General features: G+C 67.2%; 1 protein-coding gene and 1 pseudogene. Both read left to right on the forward strand.

Going from position 1 to position 21,382, the window contains the following annotated elements:
- The first annotated feature begins 78 nt into the window (after positions 1–78).
- Positions 79–15,912, forward strand: coding sequence for an SDR family NAD(P)-dependent oxidoreductase (locus ACLMAJ_RS37475; protein WP_412018662.1), 15,834 nt, complete (start codon positions 79–81; stop codon positions 15,910–15,912).
- Positions 15,913–15,949: 37 nt separating this feature from the next.
- Positions 15,950–21,382, forward strand: a pseudogene (locus tag ACLMAJ_RS38105) (type I polyketide synthase); the annotation flags it as partial.

A 21,382-nucleotide genomic window follows, 5' to 3' on the forward strand; every position in this document is an offset into this window, starting at 1 on the left:
CGGCGATGTTTGATTTGGCTGACGAAATCAATTACCGCGTAGTGCTTTACAGCTAATAGGCAAGATTGAGGGAATCCGATGGCTGAACCAGGGCGTGACATCGCTATTGTCGGAATGTCGTGCCGGATGCCGGGTGCGTCCGACCTCGAGGGTTTCTGGGGGTTGCTGCGTGCTGGTCGTGACGCGATCGGTTCGGCTCCCGCCGATCGTCCAGGGATCGACGAGTTGGCCGGATTCCTTGATACGGCCTCGGAATTCGACGCGGACTTCTTCGGTGTGCCGCCGAATGAGGCGCGTTCGATCGACCCCGCGCAGTTGCTCGGCCTCGAGCTGAGCTGGGAGGCGTTGGAAGACGCCGGTTACCGCGACCGTGACGGTGCCAGGGCAGGGGTGTTCCTGGGATGCACCGGAACCGATTTCGCCGAAGTTGTGGCGTCGGAAGGTGAACCCGGTATCGGCAGGCATTCGCTGTGGGCGGTCGGCAGGGGATTCGCCGCGAACCGGATCTCCAATTTCTACGGGTTCACCGGCCCGAGCATGGTCGTCGACAGCGGGCAGTCCTCGTCATTGGTCGCGGTGCATTTGGCGTGTGAATCGTTGCGTAGCGGTGAAAGCGAGGTGGCGCTCGCGGGTGGACTGAATCTCATTCTCTCGCCGCTGAGCGGTGCGCGTTATGAGCAATTCGGTGCGCACTCGCCATCCGGGAAGTGCTATACGTTCGACGAACGCGCGGACGGGACGGTCCGTGGTGAGGGCGGCGGCATTGTCGTGCTCAAACCGCTGGCACGAGCGGTCGCCGACGGCGACCGGATCTACGCGGTGATCCGCGGTAGTGCGGTCAACAGCGGTAATGAGCGGCAGGTATTGAGCGCGCCGAGCATGGCTGCGCAGGTGGCGGTCATCCGGGCGGCGCTCGCGGTCGCGAATGTGGAACCGGCATCGGTGGAATATGTGGAGTTGCACGGTACGGGCACACCTGCGGGTGATCCGGTGGAGGCGGCGGCCCTCGGCGAGACCTATGGCGCGGCCCGGTCCGGGGGCGCGAAGGTGGCGGTTGGTTCGGTCAAGACCAATATCGGGCATCTGGAAGGTGCGGCGGGCATCGCGGGCCTGATCAAGGCGGTGTTGTCCCTATGGCATCGGGAACTGGTGCCGCACCTGAACTTTCACACTCCGAATCCGCGGATCCCGCTCGATGAGTTGGGGTTGCGGGTGCAGACCGCGACGCAGCGCTGGCCTGCCGCGGCGGCGAGCGCCGGGCCCGATGCGGCAGCGGATGGGTCGGCACAGCCGGCCGAAATCGATGCTGCGGCACCGCGCCGAGCGGGGGTGTCGTCGTTCGGCATGGGCGGCACGAACGTGCATGTGATTATGGAGCAAGCGCCTGCGGCCGTCGCGCGCGAAGCGCCGGCCACAGTCGGTTCGCGGCCGCTTGTGTGGGTGTTGTCCGGACAGAGTCCGGAGGCATTGCGGGAGCAGGCTGTTCGGTTGCGGGAGTGGTTGGCCGATCATCTGGAGGCCAGGGCCGCCGACGTGGCGCATTCGCTCCTCCGTTCGCGCACGCCATTGGAGTGGCGGGGTGCTGTGGTTGGGCACGACGTCGACGCGATGACCGCCGGGTTGGCCGCGTTGGTCGATCCGGCGGCGGAACCGGCTGATGGCGAGCCCGCTGCGGTGACCGGTGGCGCCGCGTCCCGTCGGGTGGTCTTCGTGTTTCCGGGGCAGGGGAGCCAGTGGGTGGGGATGGGCGCGCAGTTATTGGCGTCGGGTGGGGTGTTCGCGGAGTCGATCGCGGAGTGTGAGGCGGCGTTGGCGCCGTTTGTGGACTGGTCGTTGACGGAGGTGTTGCGGGAGACCGGAGGGGCCGCGTCGCTGGACCGGGTGGATGTGGTGCAGCCGGTTTTGTTCGCGATGTTGGTGTCGTTGGCGCGGTTGTGGCGGGCCGGCGGGGTGGAGCCTGCCGCGGTGGTCGGGCATTCGCAGGGGGAAATCGCGGCGGCGGTGGTCGCCGGCGGATTGTCGTTGGCGGATGGGGCACGAGTAGTGGCGGTGCGGTCGCGTGCGATCGCGCAGGTGTTGGCGGGTTCGGGGGGCATGGCGTCGGTCGGTTCGGCGGCAGACGCGGTGGCGGATCGCTTGGCGATGTTCGGTGATCGGTTGTCGGTCGCGGCGGTGAACGGACCGGGGCAGACGGTGGTATCGGGCGAGTCGGCCGCATTGGCCGAGTTTGTCGCCGGGTGTGCGGCCGACGGGGTGTGGGCGAAGCTGATTCCGGTGGATTACGCGTCGCATTCGGCGGCGGTGGAGCGAATTCAGGATCGGGTACTGGCCGAGTTGGCCTCGATTCGGCCGAAAGCGGGTTCGATTCCGTTCTTTTCGACGGTGACCGCGGAATTTATGGACACGGCGCGGTTGGATGCGGGGTATTGGTATCGGGGGCTGCGGGAGCGGGTGCGGTTCGCCGAATCGATCGAGGCGTTGATGCGCTCCGAGATGAACGCATTCGTCGAGACCAGCCCACACCCGGTGGTTGCCACGGCGATCGAGTTGACAGCGGACTCGATCGGCAAAGCCGACCAGGTGGCTGTCATCGGCACGCTGCGGCGCGGCCATGGCGGTCCGGAACACTTCGCCGCCGCGTTGGCACGTGCGCACTGCGTCGGGATCGACGTGGCGTCGGATGTGTTGGCCCCACCCGCCGCGCACATGGACCTGCCGACGTACGCGTTCCAACGGCGGCGGAGCTGGACGCCGGGGGCCGTGGCAGGCATGGGTCCTGGAAATGTCAGCAGCGTCGGGCTGATCTCTCCGGATCATCCGGTGTTGGGTGCCGCGGTACCGGTGGCGGGCCGGGACGAGTGGCTGTTCACCGGTCGACTCACGCCCGACACGCACCGCTGGCTCGCCGACCATGTGATCTTCGGATCGACCGCGGTGCCCGCCGCCGTTTGGCTCGAAGCCGCACTGAGCGTGGGCGCGCGCGTCGGCGCCGACACCGTGCTGGATTTGCGGCTGTCTTCGCCCCTTCCGCCGCACGCCGCGGCGTTGAACTTCCAGGTGAGCGTCGCCGCGCCGGATGACCGCGGGCGGCGGACATTCACGATCCACGCCCGTCCGGACAGCGCGGAGTTCGTTGGGAGCCGGCGGTCGGATGATGGGTGGGCTGCCACATCCGAAGGTGACACCCTGCAATGGCGACAGCACGCGACGGGCGTGCTCGCCCCGCACACCGACGATGCGCCGTTGTGGTCGGGCGGCGACTGGCCGCCTGCGGCGGCCGAGCCGGTGGCGGCCGAGGAAATGTACGACCGGCTGGCCGCCCGCGGCTTGGGCTACGGTGTGGCCTTCCAAGGAGTCACGGCGGCCTGGCGACGCGGTCGCGATATGTTCGCCGAAGTGTCGCTCGACGAGACTGTAGCTGATCGCGCCGGGCGTTTCGGCGTTCATCCGGCGTTGCTGGACGCGATGCTGCACATCGCTATCGACGAGCTCGGCCAGACCGGCGGCGGCGTTCCGATGCCGTTGTCGTTCAACGATATTCGACTACATCGCGTCGGTGCGGAAGCGGCGCGAGTGCGAATCGACCGGGTGAGCGCGGACACCATTCGGGTCACGGCCGTCGCCGAGGACGGTGCGCCTGTCCTCACGATCGAACGGCTGGTGCTCGAGCCGGTGGAACCGGTGGAAGATGCGACCGCGGATTCGATTTCGTCGGCCCGGCACGGTGTTTCTCCGGCCCCGAGACGGCGCGCTGGCGCGGCGGGCCCGCTGGCGCCACGGCTGTTCGCTGTTCCCGAGCACGATCGCGGCGCGCTGGTGCTCGCGGTCGTTGCCGAGCAGGCCGCGGCGGTGCTCGGCTACGATTCGTCCGAGGCCATCCATCCCGAGCTGCCGTTCACCGCATTCGGGTTCGATTCGCTGAGCGGACAGCAGCTGCGTAGTCGGCTGGTGACTGCCACCGGCGTGGAATTGCCCACCACTCTGATATTCGATCATCCGACACCGGCCGCGGTGGCACGGCTGGTTCGCGCGCGGCTCGAAGGCGTCGATCTCGCTGTGCCGCGCGTGACCCGGCGCGCTCGCTCCGACGAGCCGATCGCCATCGTCGGCATCGGCTGTCGTTTTCCAGGCGGCGTCGCATCCGTCGAGGATCTGTGGGACCTCGTCGCGGCGGGCCGGGACGTGATCACACCGTTCCCGTCCGACCGGGGCTGGGACCTCGAGCGGCTATTCGATACGGATCCGGACAAGCCTGGCACCGTATACACCAGGGAGGGCGGCTTCCTCACTGACGCAGGCGCTTTCGACGCTGGATTCTTCGGGATCGGACCGCGCGAGGCGGCCGCGATGGATCCCCAGCAGCGGCTGATGCTGGAGGTCGCCTGGGAAGCGCTGGAGGACGCGGGGATCGACCCCGCGTCGCTGCGCGGCACCGACGCAGGCGTGTATGTCGGCGCCAGCTCGTCGGGTTACTCGCGCGGGGTCACCGGCGAGTACGAAGGCTTCCGCCTGACCGGAAACTCGCACAGCGTGATATCCGGCCGCGTTGCTTACGTTTTGGGGCTGGAGGGACCCGCGGTCACGATCGACACGGCGTGCTCGTCGTCGTTGGTCGCGCTGCATCTGGCCTGCCAGGCGCTGCGTCAGGGCGAGGCGAACCTCATTCTCGCGGGTGGTGTGAGTGTCTCGGCGAGCCCGAGTCTCTACGTCGACTTCGCGCGCCAGCGTGGATTGGCGCCCGATGGGCGTTCCAAGGCGTTCGCGGCCGCCGCCGATGGTGTGACCTGGTCCGAGGGCGTCGGTGTGCTGGTGGTCGAGCGGCTGTCGGACGCACAGCGCTTGGGCCACAATGTATTAGCGGTCGTGCGTGGTAGCGCGATCAATCAGGACGGTGCGAGCAATGGCCTGACCGCGCCCAACGGTCCTTCCCAGGAACGGGTGATCGCGGCGGCATTGGCAAGTGCGGGACTGAGACCGTCGGACGTCGATGCGGTCGAGGCACACGGAACCGGGACGGCATTGGGTGATCCGATCGAAGCGCAGGCGCTGATCGCCGCCTATGGATCCGATCGCGCGCAGCCACTGCGGATCGGTTCGGTGAAGTCGAATATCGGTCATGCGGTCGCCGCCGCGGGTGTCGGCGCGGTCATCAAGATGGTGGCGGCGCTGCGGCACGAAACTCTGCCGATGACCTTGCATGTGGACGCCCCGACACCGCATGTGGATTGGTCGGCGGGATCAGTGCGATTGCTGACCGAGGCGGAGCCATGGGTCGCGGGCGACGGGGTGCGTAGGGCCGGGGTGTCCTCGTTCGGGATCAGCGGCACCAATGCGCATCTCATTCTCGAGGAGGCACCTGTCGTACCGGCCGGAAATGATTCCGAGCCGACAGCATCGGTGGATGCCGGTGTGCTGGAATGTGTTCCGCTGGTGCTTTCGGCAAAGTCGGATGAGGCGCTGCGTGCGCAGGCGGATCGGCTGCGGCAATGGCTCAGGCGCCGGCCGGATGCCGATGTCTGGAGCGCCGCGCATTCCTTGATCGAGACGCGGAGTCACTTCGAGTGGCGTGGCGCGGTTGTCGGTGGCGATCGGGAGCAATTGCTGGCCGGTCTGGCGGATCTGGCCTCCAGCTCGGGATCGTCCAGTGTCGTCGAGGGACGGATCACGTCAGGCAAAACGGCGTTCCTGTTTACCGGGCAGGGTGCGCAGCGGGCGGGTATGGGCGCGGAATTGTATCGGAGGTTTCCGGTATTCGCGGCGGCGTTCGACGAGGTGTGTGCGCAGATCGATCCGCTGCTCGGACGGGCTGACCTGTCGTCGGCGCAGGACGAATCGGGGAGCGCGGCGTCTGATGGCGACTTGACCCGGGACTCTCCATTGTCGTTGCGGGAGTTGATGTTCGACGATTCTGAGGGGTTGTTGGATCGGACGGAGTTCACGCAGCCCGCGTTGTTCGCGTTCGAGGTGGCGCTGTATCGGTTGCTGGAGTCGTTCGGTGTGGTGCCTGATGTGTTGATCGGGCATTCGATCGGGGAACTTGCTGCGGCGTATGTGGCGGGTGTGTGGTCGTTGGCCGATGCGTGTGTGTTGGTGGTGGCCCGTGGTCGATTGATGGGTGCGTTGCCGACGGGTGGGGCGATGCTGGCGGTGGCGATCACCGAGGAGCAAGCGGTCGGTGTCATCGCCGAATTCGTTGGGCGAGTGTCGCTCGCCGCGGTGAATGGTCCGACGTCGACGGTGTTGTCGGGCGATGTCGACGCGATCGAGCAGATCGAGCGCAGCCTGTCCGGTGACGGTGTGAAGACGAACCGGTTGCGGGTCAGTCATGCGTTCCATTCGGCGTTGATGGAGCCGATGCTGGCTGAATTCCGTTCGGTGGCCGAGAAATTGACGTACCGGGAGCCGCTGCTGCCGGTGATGTCGAACGAATCCGGCGAAGTCGCGGGGAATGCTGTGGCCGATCCGGAGTACTGGGTTCGGCATGTCCGGGGTTGTGTGCGGTTCGCTCCAGGTGTGCAAGGTCTTGTCGCGCTGGGTGTTCGGCGTTTTGTCGAGGTGGGGCCGGACGCGGTGCTCGCGGCGTTGACGCGTGCTTGCCTGGCCGAGGATCCGAAGATCGAGACACGGTCTGTTGTGGTGGCGGCCGCACGGCGGCCGACCGCGATCAGAGCGGGCAGTGTGAAGTCCGCGGACACCGAGGTGACGCAGTTCGTCACCGCCATGGCTCGGGTTCACGCCGCGGGCGCGCGGGTGGATTGGCGGACACTGTTCGCGGGCCACACGGCACGGCGAGTTCCGTTGCCCACCTACGCGTTCCAGCATCAGCAGTACTGGTTGCGGCCCAGTGACGTGGTCTCGGCATCGGGCGACCATCCGATTCTGACGGCTGTGGTTTCGTTGGCGGACACCGACGAGTGGCTGTTGACCGGTCGGTTCTCGTTGCGCACGCATCCGTGGATCGCCGATCACATGACCTACGGCGTGGTGGTGGTGCCGAGCGCGGCGTTGGCGGAGTTCCTTCTTGTCGCGGGCGGCAGGATCGGTTGCGGGGTGGTCGACGAGCTGACCTCGCAGGCGCCGATCGTGCTGAATGACGACGATGAGGTCGAACTCCAGGTGCTGGTGCAGGCGGCCGATGAGACCGGGCATCGGCAGTTCGAGTGCTATTTCCGTACGTCGCCCGAGGGTGCATGGGTGCACAACGCCACCGGTGGCCTCGCGACCGAATGGGCGGGGGACTCGGTGCTGCTGGAGCGTTTGGCAGCCGAGCAATGGCCGCCTGCTGATGCTGATGTTGTCGACATCACCGGGATTCGGGCGCAGCTCGCGAAGGACAGCGGACTCGAGTACGGTCCCGCCTTCGCCGGTGTGCGTGCCGCGTGGCGACGCGATGACACGGTCTTCTCGGAGCTGGTGCTCGAGCCCGCGGCGGCACCGGAGCCCGGCCGGTACGAGCTGCATCCTGCCCTGCTGGACATGGTGATGCACGCTGCTCTCACCCAGTTGGTGTGGGGCGATATGGACTCCGATCCCGATACCGGGAGGCTGTTGTTCCGTTGGGGCGGTGCACGTTTCCACAAGGGCGACGGCGGACAGTGGCCTGCTGAGGTGACTTCGTTGCGGGTGATCGCGGTGGCGACCGGTGCCGAAACCATCTCGGTCGCGGCTATCGATCCAGCGGGCAACCCGATCGTGTCGGTCGATGCGGTCGTGATGCGGCCCTACGACGTCAAGGAATTCCGGAGCACCTTGCCCGGCGATGAGGCCGGTTTGTACCAGCTGCGCTGGCAGCGCAGCGCCGTAGAACCCACCGACCGTTCGACACCGTCGCTTGCTGTGCTCGCCGCCGCGCCAACGGTGGCCGGAATCGAGGTGAGCTACCCGTCGGTCGCCGATCTCCTCGCGGCCGAGGAGATTCCCGACGTAGTGGTGTGGCGATCGGCAGCGCCCGAGGGCGATCCGGCTGATGATCCGGCTGTGGTGCGGGCTGCTGTGCACCGAGCATTGGCGATGTTGCAGTCGTGGCTTGCCGAAGAACCTGTGGCCGATGCGCGGTTGGTGGTCCTCACCACCGGTGGCGCGGGGCTGCCGGGTGAGGTTCCTCGGTCGGTCGCCGCGGCGGTGGCGGGGTTGGTGCGTACGGCGCAGTCGGAGTACCCGGGTCGGTTCGTTCTCGTTGACGAGGATCCGGCACGGCCGTTGGATGCCGATCGGATCGGATCGGTGCTGAGGCTCGATGAGCCGCAGGTCGCGGTGCGTGGTGGCGAGCTGTTGGCGCCTCGGCTGGTGCGTGCGTCCGTTTCGAACGCCGGTGGTGCATCGATGTCATTCGGTGGTGGGACGGTGCTGATCACCGGTGGTACGGGTGGGCTCGGTGCGTTGTTCGCTCGCCATCTGGTGGCTGAGCATGGTGTGCGCCGGTTGGTGTTGACCTCGCGTCGTGGTCCGCAGTCGCCGGGTGCTGCCGAGTTGGTCGCCGAATTGACCCGCGCCGGAGCTGATGTGCGAGTGGCGGCATGTGATGTCGCCGACCGTGAGTCGGTGCGAAACCTGTTGGGCACCATTGATTCCGACGAACTGGCCATTGTGCACACTGCCGGTGTACTCGACGACGGCACTGTCGCGACACTCACGCCGGAGCAGGTGGATCGGGTGTTGGCGCCGAAGGTCGACGGAGCGTGGCATCTGCACGAGCTGACCCAGGATCGCGCGGTGTCGGCGTTCGTTATGTTCTCGTCCATCGCCGGGGTGCTTGGAATGTCCGGGCAGGGCAATTACGCAGCGGCGAACGGCTTCCTGGATGCGTTGGCGCAGCGGCGGCGAGTGGCGGGATTGCCGGCGGTGTCGTTGGCGTGGGGGCCGTGGAGCTCGGGCAGTGGGATGACCGGTGGTCTGGACCGCGCCGCCCTCGCGCGCTGGGATCGGTTGGGGCTGTACCAACTCGACGAGTCCGACGGCCTGCGCTTGTTCGACGATGCCGTCGCCGGGTCCGATGCCCGGTTCGCACCGATTCGGTTCGACGCGAGCGTTTTGCGCCGTGCGTCCGAGATCGACACGGTGCCCGCGGTACTGCGTGGTTTCCTACGACGAGTGGCGCGTCCCGCCCAGGCCGCGATGAGCCATGCGGCAGGTTCACTGGGTGCCCGGTTGGCCGAGGTGCCCGAAGCTCGGCGCGGCGAGGTGGTACTGGAAGTCGTACGCGACCAGGTCGCCGCGGTGCTCGGTCATGCCTCGGGCGAGCTGATCGAATCCGAAAAACCGTTCAGTGAAATGGGGTTCGATTCGCTGGGTGGTGTGGAGTTCCGTAACCGCCTCGCCAAGGTCACCGGTGTGCAGCTGCCTTCGACGTTGGTGTTCGATCATCCGACTCCGGCGGCGGTGGCGAAGTCGGTGCTGTCGCGGGTGGAGCCGAAGGCGGTCGGTGCGCCGGTCAAGAAGGCGGTGCATCGGGTTCGGGCTGATGAGCCGATCGCGATCGTCGGTATGGCCTGCCGGTATCCGGGTGGTGTCGGGTCGGCGGAGGATTTGTGGGATCTGGTGTCCTCCGGGACCGATGCGATCGGCGGGTTTCCCTCGGACCGTGGCTGGGATTTGGATCGGCTGATCGATCCGGACCCCGATCGCTCCGGCACGTCGTACTCCGGGAAGGGCGGATTCCTTTATGAGGCAGCGGAGTTCGACGCCGGCTTCTTCGGAATCGGCCCCCGCGAGGCGGTGGCGATGGATCCCCAGCAACGGTTGCTGCTCGAAGTGTCGTGGGAGGCGTTGGAACAGGCGGGGATTGATCCGACATCGTTGCGCGGCAGTGATACCGGTGTCTACACCGGTGTCATGTATCAGGACTACGAAAACCTGACGCGCAAGGCCGGTCCCGAGGTGGAGGGATACATCACCACGGGTTCGGTAGGGAGCGTGGTTTCGGGCCGGGTGGCGTATGCGCTCGGCTTGGAAGGTCCGGCGATGACGCTGGATACGGCGTGTTCGTCGTCGTTGGTGGCCTTGCATGTGGCGTGCCGAGCACTGCGACAGGGTGAGAGTTCGCTGGCGTTGGTCGGTGGTGCGACGGTGATGTCGACGCCGATGGTGTTCGTCGAATTCTCCCGTCAGCGTGGTCTGGCCAAGGATGGCCGGTGCAAATCGTTTTCGGCCGCGGCCGACGGCGTTTCGTGGGCCGAGGGCGCGGCCGTGCTGGTGGTGGAGCGTCTTTCGGACGCACAACGGCTGGGCCACAACGTTCTTGCCGTTGTCAGGGGTTCGGCGGTGAATCAGGATGGCGCGTCGAATGGATTGACAGCGCCGAATGGCCCCTCGCAGGAGCGAGTGATCGCTACCGCGTTGGCGAATGCCGGACTTTCGCCGTCCGATGTGGATGCCGTGGAGGCGCACGGGACCGGGACCGCGCTGGGTGATCCGATCGAGGCACAGGCATTGATCACCGCGTATGGACAGGACCGGTCTGCCGGGCCTTTGCGTGTCGGTGCCCTGAAGTCGAATATCGGTCATTCGCAGGCGGCTTCGGGTGTCGGTGGTGTGATCAAGATGGTGCAGGCGTTGCGGCATGAGTTGTTGCCGAAGACGTTGCATGTGGACGAGTTGTCGCCGCATGTGGATTGGTCCGCGGGGTCGGTGCGTGTGTTGCGCGAGGCCGAGGCGTGGCTTCCGGGTGAGCGGGTGCGCAGGGCTGGTGTTTCGTCGTTCGGGATCAGCGGCACGAATGCGCACGTGATCGTGGAGGAAGCGCCGAAGATGCGGTCGCGTCGTGGTGGGTCGGAGGTTGTCGGCGGTGGCGACCACGTGTCGGTCCGCTCGGCCGACGATGCCGCCGGGGTTCTGTCGGCATTGTCGGCAGGACCGGATGTCAGTAGTGGTGTGTTGCCGCTTGTGTTGTCGGCGAAGTCGGCGGAAGGTCTTCGGGCGCAGGCAGATCGGTTGCGGGCGTGGCTGATTGATCGTCCGGATGTGGATCTGTGGTCGGTGGCAGGGGCGTTGCTGGATTCGCGGGCACTGCTGGATCGGCGTGGTGCGGTTGTCGGTGCGGATCGGGAGCAGTTGCTCATCGAGCTCGCGGAGTTGGCGTCAGGCGCCCCGGGCGCGATCGAAGCGACGGCGGGTTCGGGCAAGACGGCGTTCCTGTTCACCGGTCAGGGTGCGCAGCGGGCAGGTATGGGCGCGGGCCTGTACCAGGCGTTCCCGGTGTTCGCGGCGGCATTGGACGAGGTATGTGCCGAGTTCGATCGTGACCTCGGCGGCTCGCTGCGGGAGTTGATGTTCGACGATCCTGAGAAATTATTGGATCGGACGGAGTTCACGCAGCCTGCGTTGTTCGCGTTCGAGGTGGCGCTGTATCGGTTGCTGGAGTCGTTCGGTGTGGTGCCTGATGTGTTGATCGGGCATTCGATCGGGGAACTTGCTGCGGCGTATGTGGCGGGTGTGTGGTCGTTGTCGGATGCGTGTGTGTTGGTGGCAACGCGTGGTCGGTTGATGGGTGCGTTGCCGTCGGGGGGTGCGATGTTGGCTATCGCTGTGCCGGAAGCGCTGGTGGCGGAGTTGATCGCCGATTTCGGTGGTCGGGTGTCGCTTGCCGCGGTGAATGGTCCTTCGTCGGTGGTGGTGTCGGGGGAGCTCGATGCCATCAGCGAAGTGGAGTCGAGTGCGGTCACGGCTGGTCACAAGACGAGTCGGTTGCGGGTCAGTCATGCGTTCCATTCGGCGTTGATGGATCCGATGCTCGATGAGTTCCGTTCGGTGGCAGCGGCTTTGACCTACCATCTGCCGAATGTTCCGGTCGTGTCGAACGCCAGCGGTGCGGTCGTCGGCGCGGAGTTGACCGACCCGGGCTACTGGGTGGAGCAACTGCGTGGTTGTGTGCGGTTCGCTCCCGGCGTCGGCACGCTGGTCGAGTCCGGCGTGCGGCGATTCGTGGAGGTCGGGCCGGACGCGGTGCTTGCGGCGATGGTCCGGCAGTGTCTCGCCGAGACCGTGGACGTCGAGGCCAGGTCGATGGTGGTGGCGGGAGCTCGGCGTTCGATCGATGAGCCGACGCAGTTCGTGTCGGCGCTGACACGGGCGCAGGTGGCGGGCGCCGTCGTGGATTGGACACCATTGTTCGCGGGCCGCTCCGTGCAGCGGGTGACGTTGCCCACCTACGCGTTCCAGCACAACCGCTACTGGCCGCGGCCGGTCGAGGCGCCGGATGTGTGGCGGTCGGGCCTCGAGGAGGCTGGACACCCGTTGCTCGGCGCGATGGTGCGGCTACCGGACTCCCGGGACGTGGTGTTCACCGGCAGGCTGTCGCAAGCCGCGCATCCTTGGCTGGCCGATCATGCCGTCGCCGGGGTGACGTTGCTGCCCGGCGCTGCCCTGGTGGAGTTGGTCCTGCACGTTGGCACGACGTTGGAGTGCCCGGGCCTGACGGAACTGATTCTCGAGGCGCCGCTGCCGCTGCCGTCCACCGGAGCCGTCGAGCTGCGCGTGGTGGCGAGCGGACCGGATGAGACGGGCGCGCGGACGGTATCGGTGTACTCGCGTTCGCGCGTCGACGAAGCCGATGGAGCCGAGCCCGGTGACGAGCAGGAGTGGATCCGGCACGCGGTCGCGACCGTCACCGCGCAGTCGGACACGCCGCCGGTCGACACGGCCATGGTGACTTGGCCGCCGGCCGGATCGACGGCAATGGCGATCGACAGCGCTTATGCGGATCTGGCCGATCAGGGCTATGAATACGGACCGGCGTTCCAGGGGCTGACCGCCCTGTGGCGGCGCGGGGGTGAGGTATTCGCGGAGGTCGCGTTGCCGGAGTCCGCCCAAGGGGCGGGCACCGAGTTCGGGGTGCATCCGGCGTTGCTCGACGCCGCGCTGCACGCGATCCTGCTCGGTGGGCTGGCTCCCGGCACTCGTCCCGGTTCGATCGCCGTCCCGTTCTCGTGGGAGCACGTCGCCCTGCATGCGACGGGTGCGACCGCACTGCGGGTCCGTGCCGCCGCCGAGCAGGGCGGTGACCGGATCGCGCTGACCCTCGCCGACCCGGCGGGCGTGGCAGTCGCCGAAGTGGGGGCGCTGACGTTGCGGTCTCTCTCGGCCGACGCGCTCGCCTCGACGCACAGTCGGGCCGGTGTCACCGGTTACGAGCTCGACTGGGTCGCGTTGCCCGATCCGGTGGGCGAGCCCACCGTGACCGGCCCGTGGAGCCCGGCCGATGACGGTGAAAATGTCACGATCGCGGGACAAGGCGTGACGGTGTTGCGGCTCGACACTCTCGCCGCCGACCGCGACCTACCTGCGACGGTGCGGGATCAGGTGACCGAGCTGTCGGCGCGGATGCAGCGGCTGCTGAGCGCGGATCGGCTGATCGTCGTGGTGACCCGGCGCGCGGTGGCGGTGCATCCAGGCGAGCCGGTCGACTTGTCCGCCGCAGCGGCGTTGGGCCTGCTGCGCACCGCGCAGAGCGAGCATCCGGACCGGATACTGCTCGTCGACATCGACGAATGGGCCGACTATCGACCAAGCGTGGCAATGGCTTCGGCGATGGACGGCGAACCCCAACTCGCCGTGCGGCGCGGTACCGCGCATGCACCGCGGTTGCGGCGCGGTGGTGCGGACGCACTCGCAATCGCCCCGCGCAACACCGCGGCGTGGGCACTGAGCCTGCTCGGCAAGGGCACCTTGACCGCGGACAACTTCGGTCTGAGCGATGACCGGCACGCGCTGGAACCGCTCACACCGGGACAGGTCCGGGTGAGCATGCGTGCGGTCGGTCTCAATTTCCGCGACGTGCTCATCGCACTCGGCACCTACCCCGATACGAGCGGCCGAATCGGCGGCGAAGGCGCTGGAATCGTGCTCGAGGTCGCATCCGATGTGACCGAATTCGCGCCAGGAGACCGGGTTTTCGGTTTGATTCCCGGTGTCGGCTCGGTCTGCGCGACCGACCATCGACTGCTCGCGCCGATGCCGCGCGGCTGGTCGTTCGCCCAGGCAGCCGCGATACCGATCGTTTACGCCACCGCCTACTACGGCCTGGTCGATCTGGCCGGAGCACAACCCGGCGAGACGCTGTTGCTGCACGCGGCCACCGGCGGCGTCGGCATGGCGGCCATACAGCTCGCGCGGCACCTGGGCCTGCGACTTCTTGTCACCGCCAGCGAGCCCAAGTGGCAGGTGTTGCGCGACATGGGATTCGACGACTCGGAAATCGGCGACTCGCGCACGCTGGATTTCGAGCGGAAGTTCCTCGATGCCACCGGTGGTCGCGGCGTTGATCTCGTACTGGATTCGCTGGCAGGCGAATTCGTGGACGCGTCACTGCGCTTGCTGCCACGCGGCGGCCGATTCGTCGAGATGGGCATGATCGACCGGCGCGATCCGGTCGAGGTGGCCGCCGGGCACCCTGGTGTGGACTACCACAGCTTCATGCTGATGGAGGTCGCCGCGGATCGGCTCCAAGAAATCCTGTCGACCCTGGTCGGACTCTTCGATGCCGGGATGTTGGCGCCGTACCCGACCGCCGCGTGGGACCTGCGGCAGGCGCCCGAGGCGTATCGATACCTCAGCCAGGCCCAGCACATCGGTAAGAACGTGCTCACCGTCCCGACCCCCTTCCGGCCCGACGGCACAGTTCTCATCACCGGTGGCACCGGTGGTCTCGGGGCGGTGGCCGCGCGGCACTTGATCACCGAGCACGGTGTCCGCAGGTTGGTGCTGGCGGGCAGGCGTGGCCCGGACGCACCGGGTGCGGCCGAACTCACCGCGGAGCTCACCGCGTTGGGTGCGCATGTCGAGGTGGTCGCCTGCGACGCGGCCGATCGGGCCGCGCTCGACGCGGTGTTGGCGGCGATACCGGCGGACCATCCGCTGACCGGAATCGTCCATGCCGCCGGCGTGCTCGCCGACGGCTTGCTCGCCACCATGACGCCGGAACAGATCGCGAACGTGCTGCGCCCCAAGGTGGATGCGGCCTGGAATCTGCACAAGGCGACTGAAGATCTGGATCTGTCGGCCTTCGTGCTCTACTCCTCGATCGCGGGTGTGATCGGTAATCCGGGACAGGCGAACTACGCCGCCGCCAACACCTTCCTCGACGCGCTGGCGCACCACAGGCAGCTGATCGGTCTGCCCGCGACGTCGCTGGTGTGGGGGCCGTGGGCACAAAGCTCCGGCATGACAAGTGCCCTCGGTGACGCGGACATCGCGCGGTTGCGGCGGGAAGGGCTGCTCGCGCTCGGCGACGAGGACGGCATGGCGCTGTTCGACGCGGCATTGGCGGGCGGCAGGTCAACGGCGGTGGCCGTCCGGATCGATCGCACCGCATTGGCCGAGGCGAATCCCGAGGATCTGCGTCCGGTCATGCGCGGTTTGACGCGACCGTCGCGCCGCCGTGCGGGTGCCGCGACCAGCGAGACACCGGAACTGGCTGCGCGATTGATCGGTCGGCCCGCGAATGAACAGGAGGGCGTCATCCTCGACGTGATCCGCACCCAAGCCGCGGCCGTCCTCGGATACGAGAGTGCGGACGCCATCGCACCGGACAAGCCGTTCGTCGAAATCGGGTTCGACTCGCTCGGCGTCATGGAGTTCCGCAACCGGCTGAAATCGGCGCTCGGCAGTCCGGTCCCCGCGACCGCGATGTTCGACTACCCCACCCCGGCGGCATTGGCCGGTTTCATCCGCCAGGAGATCGCGCCGGTCGACAATCCGGCCGAACGGATCACGACCGAGCTCGAATCGCTGGCAGGCAGTGTCGCCGCAGCCGATCTGTCGTCGGCGGACCGCTCGGATATCGCGAGCAGGTTGACCGCACTATTGCGCGAACTCGAGGGCAACGACGCCGCCGAGATCGACATGGGCGGTAGCGCGGACAGTCTCGAAACCGCAGACGACCGTGAGCTTTTCGATTTCATCGACCACCTCAGCTGAACCAGCACGATCAGGAGCACCACCGATGGCCGATAACGACGAGCTTCGCCGGTACCTCAAGAAGACCGCGAAGGAGCTCTACGAAACCAAGCAACAACTGCGCGAGCTCACCGATCGGTCGCAGGAGCCCATCGCCATTGTCGGCATGGCTTGCCGGTACCCCGGCGGGGTCCGATCACCCGAGGATCTGTGGCGCTTGACCGCCGACGGCGTCGACGCGGTCGGGGACTACCCGGCCGATCGCGGGTGGGACCTGGAGCGACTGTTCAATCCTGATCCGGATGTGCCGGGCACGATCTACACCCGAGCGGGCGGGTTCCTCGACTCCGTAGGCGATTTCGACGCGGCCTTCTTCGGGATCAGCCCGCGTGAGGCCGCCGCGATGGATCCACAGCAGCGACTGGTGCTGGAGGCGTCGTGGGAGGCATTGGAGGATGCGGGGATCGACCCGACGTCGCTGCGCGGCAGCGACACCAGCGTTTTCGCCGGGGTCATCCATCAGCTCTACGGTCCGAGGGTCGGCTCTCCCGCCATCACCGCTGAGACGGAAGGGCATGCCTACCTGGGTGTTTCGAATAGCGTGCTGTCCGGCCGCATCGCATACACCCTCGGATTCAAGGGCCCGGCCATCTCGGTGGATACCGCGTGCTCCTCGTCGTTGGTCGCGTTGCATTTGGCGTGTCAGGCATTGCGGCAAGGGGATACCTCGCTCGCGCTGGCCGGCGGTGTGACCGTGATGTCGGACCCGTCGCTGCTGATCGCTTTCGCCCGTCAGCGCGCGTTGTCGCCAGATGCGCGGTGCAAGGCATTCGCGGCGGCCGCCGATGGGACCGGTTTCTCCGAGGGCCTCGGGATCTTGGTGCTGGAGCGGCTCTCGGATGCGCGGCGGCTCGGGCATGACGTTCTCGCTGTCGTGCGGGGTTCGGCGGTGAATCAGGATGGTGCGTCGAACGGTTTGACCGCGCCGAATGGTCCTTCACAGGAACGGGTTATCGCGGCGGCATTGGCCTCGGCCGGGTTGGAGCCCACCGATATCGATGCGGTAGAGGCGCACGGTACCGGCACGATGCTCGGTGATCCGATCGAGGCGCGAGCCTTGTTCGGTGTCTACGGTGCGCGGCGTACCAACGGGCCGTTGCGCTTGGGTTCGCTCAAGTCGAATATCGGTCACACCTCCGCCGCCGCCGGTGTAGGCGGCGTGATCAAGATGGTGCAGGCCATGCGGCACGAGATGTTGCCGCAAACGCTGCACGTGGACGAGCCGACACCGCACGTGGATTGGTCGGTCGGCACGGTGCGGTTGCTTCAGGACAGCGAGCCGTGGCTCGCGGGTGCGCGGGTGCGCAGGGCCGGTGTGTCGTCGTTCGGTGTCAGTGGCACCAATGCGCATGTGATTCTCGAAGAGGCGCCTGCCGAGCCGGTCGCCGTGCGGGCCGAAGGTACTTCCGAGCCGGTCGCCGTGCCGACGGTATCCGTGGATTCCGTCGCGCTCGAGTCTGTTCCGCTGGTGCTGTCGGCGAAGTCCGACGACGCCCTTCGTGCGCAGGCGGCTCGGTTGCGGCAGTGGCTGATCGAGCGGCCCGATGCCGACGTCTGGAGCGTGGCGTCGTCGCTGATCGGCACCCGGACGCAGTGGGACCGGCGTGGTGCGGTTGTCGGTGGCGATCGGGACCAATTGCTGGCCGGATTGGCCGAGCTCGCCTCAGGTGCGACGGGTGCGTCGGTTCTCGCGGGGCAGGTTGTTTCGGGAAAGACGGCCTTCCTGTTCACGGGGCAAGGCGCGCAGCGTGCCGGTATGGGCGCGGGGTTGTATCGGTCGTTCCCGGTATTCGCCGCCGCCTTGGATGAGGTGTGTGCGGAATTCGATCCGCTGCTCGGCCGGGCCAACCCGTTGCCTGACCGCGACTCGTCGGCAAGCTCCGCATTCTCGTTGCGGGAGTTGATGTTCGACGATCCAGCGGGGCTGTTGAATCGGACGGAGTTCACACAGCCCGCGTTGTTCGCGTTCGAGGTGGCCGTGTTCCGGTTGCTGGGGTCGTTCGGTGTGGCGCCGGATGTGTTGATCGGGCATTCGATCGGTGAGTTGGCGGCCGCGTATGTGGCGGGGGTGTGGTCGCTCGCGGATGCGTGTGTGCTGGTGGCGGCGCGTGGTCGGTTGATGGGTGCATTGCCTTCGGGGGGTGCGATGTTGGCTATCGCTGTGCCGGAAGCGCTGGTGGCGGAGTTGATTGCCGATTGTGGCGGTCATGTGTCGCTTGCCGCGGTGAATGGCCCTTCGTCGGTGGTGGTTTCAGGTGACGAGAACGCGATCGGCGAGGTAGAGCTGCGCGCCGTGGCATCGGGCTATAAGACGAGTCGGTTGCGGGTCAGTCATGCGTTCCATTCGGCGTTGATGGAGCCGATGCTGGACGAGTTCCGTGCGGTGGCACAAGGTATCGCCTACGAGTCGCCGCGTCTTCCGGTTGTGTCGAACGAGTCCGGTGAGCTTGCCGCGGACGCGGTGTGCGACCCGGAGTATTGGGTGCGTCAGGTGCGGGGCTGTGTGCGCTTCGCGCCGGGTGTGGATGCTCTCGTCGCGGCGGGTGTCCGGCGTTTCGTCGAGGTGGGGCCGGACGCGGTACTGACGGCGTTGACGCGCGGCTGCCTTGCCGAGGATCCGGAGATCGAGGCGCAGTCGGTGGTGGTCGCGGCCGCACGACGGCCGGCCGCGATCAGGGCGGCCAGCGGCTCGTCGGAGGACACCGCGGTGACGCAGTTCGTCACCGCCATGGCGCGGATTCATGTCGCGGGTGGCGCGGTGGCTTGGCCGGTACTGTTCGACGGTCGCGCAGGGCGTCGAGTTCCCCTGCCTACCTACGCGTTCCAACATCGCCGGTACTGGTTGCAGCCCGACCACAACGCATCGTCTTCGGCTGCGGATCACCCGGTTCTGACGGGTGTGGTGGGTTTGGCGGGCACCGACGAGTGGTTGTTCACCGGCCGGTTCTCGTTGCGCACCCATCCGTGGATCGCCGATCACATGACCTATGGCGTTGTGGTCGTGCCGAGCGCGACACTGATCGAGTTGCTCCTGGTCGCGGGCGGTCGGATCGGTTGCGGGGCAGTCGAGGAGCTGACGTTGCAGGCCCCGATCCTGCCGACCGGCGACGACGACATCGAACTGCAAGTGCTGGTGCAGGCGGCCGACGAGACAGGGCGACGCCAGTTCGACATCTACTTCCGTACCTCGCCCGAGGACGAATGGGTGCACACCGCTACCGGCGCGCTCGCGGCGCAATGGCACGGCGACTCGGCCCTGTTGGAGCGGCTACGTGCGGAGCAGTGGCCGCCTGCCGACGCCGAGGTTGTCGACAGCGGCTCGATTCCGGATCAGATCGGCAAGGACTACGGGCTCGAGTACGGTCCCGCGTTCATCGGTATGCGCGCGGTATGGCAACGCGACGACACGGTCTTTTCCGAGCTCGTGCTCGATCCCGCCGCCGCCCCCGAACCGGGACGGCACGAGCTGCATCCGGCCCTGCTGGACATGGTGATGCACGCGGGCTTCTCCCAATTGCTGCGGCGCGACGCCGATCCCGACACCGGCAGATTGTTGTTCCGCTGGGGCGGTGCGCGTTTCCACAAGACCGACGGTGGGCAGTGGCCCGCCGAGGTGACCTCACTGCGCGTCATCGCGGTCACCACGGGCCCCGAGACGATATCTGTGGCGACCCTCGATCCGGAGGGCAACCCGATCGTGTCGGTCGACGCGGTTGTGATGCGGCCCTACGACGTCAAGGAATTCCGGAGCACCCTGCCCGGTGACGAAGCTGATCTGTACCAGCTGCACTGGGAGCAAGTCGCGGATCCTGCGGTGGGATCGGCCGACCGGACCGCACCGTCGATAGCGGTACTCGCTGGCACGACCGTGCCAGGGGTCGAGGTCGACTATTTCTCGGTCGCCGATGTTGCCGCGGCCGAAAGTATTCCGGATGTCGTCGTGTGGCGACCGACGGCCTCGCTCGGCAATCCGATTGACGGTTCGGGCATGGCCGGGGCCGCTGCGCACGGTGCGTCGGCGGTCGGCGATGCTGCCGATGGTCCGGCGGCGGTGCGGGCTGGTGTGCACGGTGCGTTGGCGATGTTGCAGTCGTGGCTTGCCGAAGAGCGGGTGTCGAATATCCGGTTGGTGGTGGTCACCTCCGGTGCCGCCGGTTTGCCGGGTGAGATTCCTGGTTCGGTCGCCGCGGCTCTGCGGGGGCTCGTCGGCAGTGCGCAGTCCGAACATCCGGGACGGTTCGTCCTCGTCGACGAGGACCCGTCGCGGCCGCTGGATGCCGACCGGATCGCCGCGCTACTACGAACCGGCGAGCCGCAAACCGCCGTGCGAGGCCGGGACCTCTTGGTTCCCCGGCTGGCCAGGACATCGGTCTCGCCTGATGCCGCGGCACCGCGGGCGTTCGGTGCTGGGACGGTGTTGATTACCGGTGGTACGGGTGGGCTCGGTGCGTTGTTCGCTCGTCACCTGGTGGCTGAACAGGGGGCGCGCCGGTTGGTGTTGACCTCGCGTCGTGGTCTGGAGTCGCCGGGCGCGGCCGAGCTGGTGGCCGAATTGATGGCCGCCGGGGCTGACGCCAGGGTGCTGGCGTGCGATGTGGCGGACCGTGATTCGGTCCGAAACCTGTTGGAGTCGATCGACTCTCAACATGAGCTGGCTGTTGTGCACGCGGCCGGCGTCCTCGACGACGGCACCGTCGACTCGTTGACGGCCGAGCAACTGGATCGAGTGCTCGCGCCCAAGGTCGACGGTGCGTGGCATCTGCACGAGCTGACCAAGGATCGCGCCGTCACGGCGTTCGTCGTGTTCTCGTCGGTCGCGACGCTGCTCGGATCGTCGGGGCAGGCCAACTACGCGGCGGCGAACGGCTTCATGGATGCGTTGGCGCGGCGACGGCGGGCGGCGGGGATGCCCGCGGTGTCGCTTGCGTGGGGACCATGGCACTCGGGCAGCGGGATGACCGGTGGTCTGGACCGCGCCGCGCTCGCGCGCTGGGATCGGATGGGCCTCGGTCAGCTCGATCATGCCGAAGGTCTGCGCCTGTTCGACACCGCCGTCACCGGCTCGCAGGTGCATTTGGCCGCGATCCGGTTCGACCCGGCCGCGTTGCGCCGCGAGTCCGAGATCGACATGGTGCCCGCGGTGCTGCGTGGGTTCGTGCGGCGGGTGGCGCGCCCGGCCCAGGCCGCGGTGAATCATGCGGCAGGTTCGCTCGGCGCTCGGTTGGCAGAGGTGCCTGCGGCCCGCCGCGGTGAAATCGTGCTCGAGGTCGTGCGCGATCAGGTTGCTTCGGTACTCGGATTCGAGTCCGGCGCTGATATTCGGCCTGATCAGCGTTTCGATGAGATCGGTTTCGATTCGCTCGGTGGTGTGGAGTTCCGTAACCGCCTTGCCAAGGTCACCGGTGTGCAGTTGTCTTCGACGTTGGTGTTC

This window comes from Nocardia arseniciresistens (genome assembly GCF_046764875.1).
In the GTDB taxonomy this organism is placed as follows: Bacteria; Actinomycetota; Actinomycetes; order Mycobacteriales; family Mycobacteriaceae; genus Nocardia; species Nocardia arseniciresistens.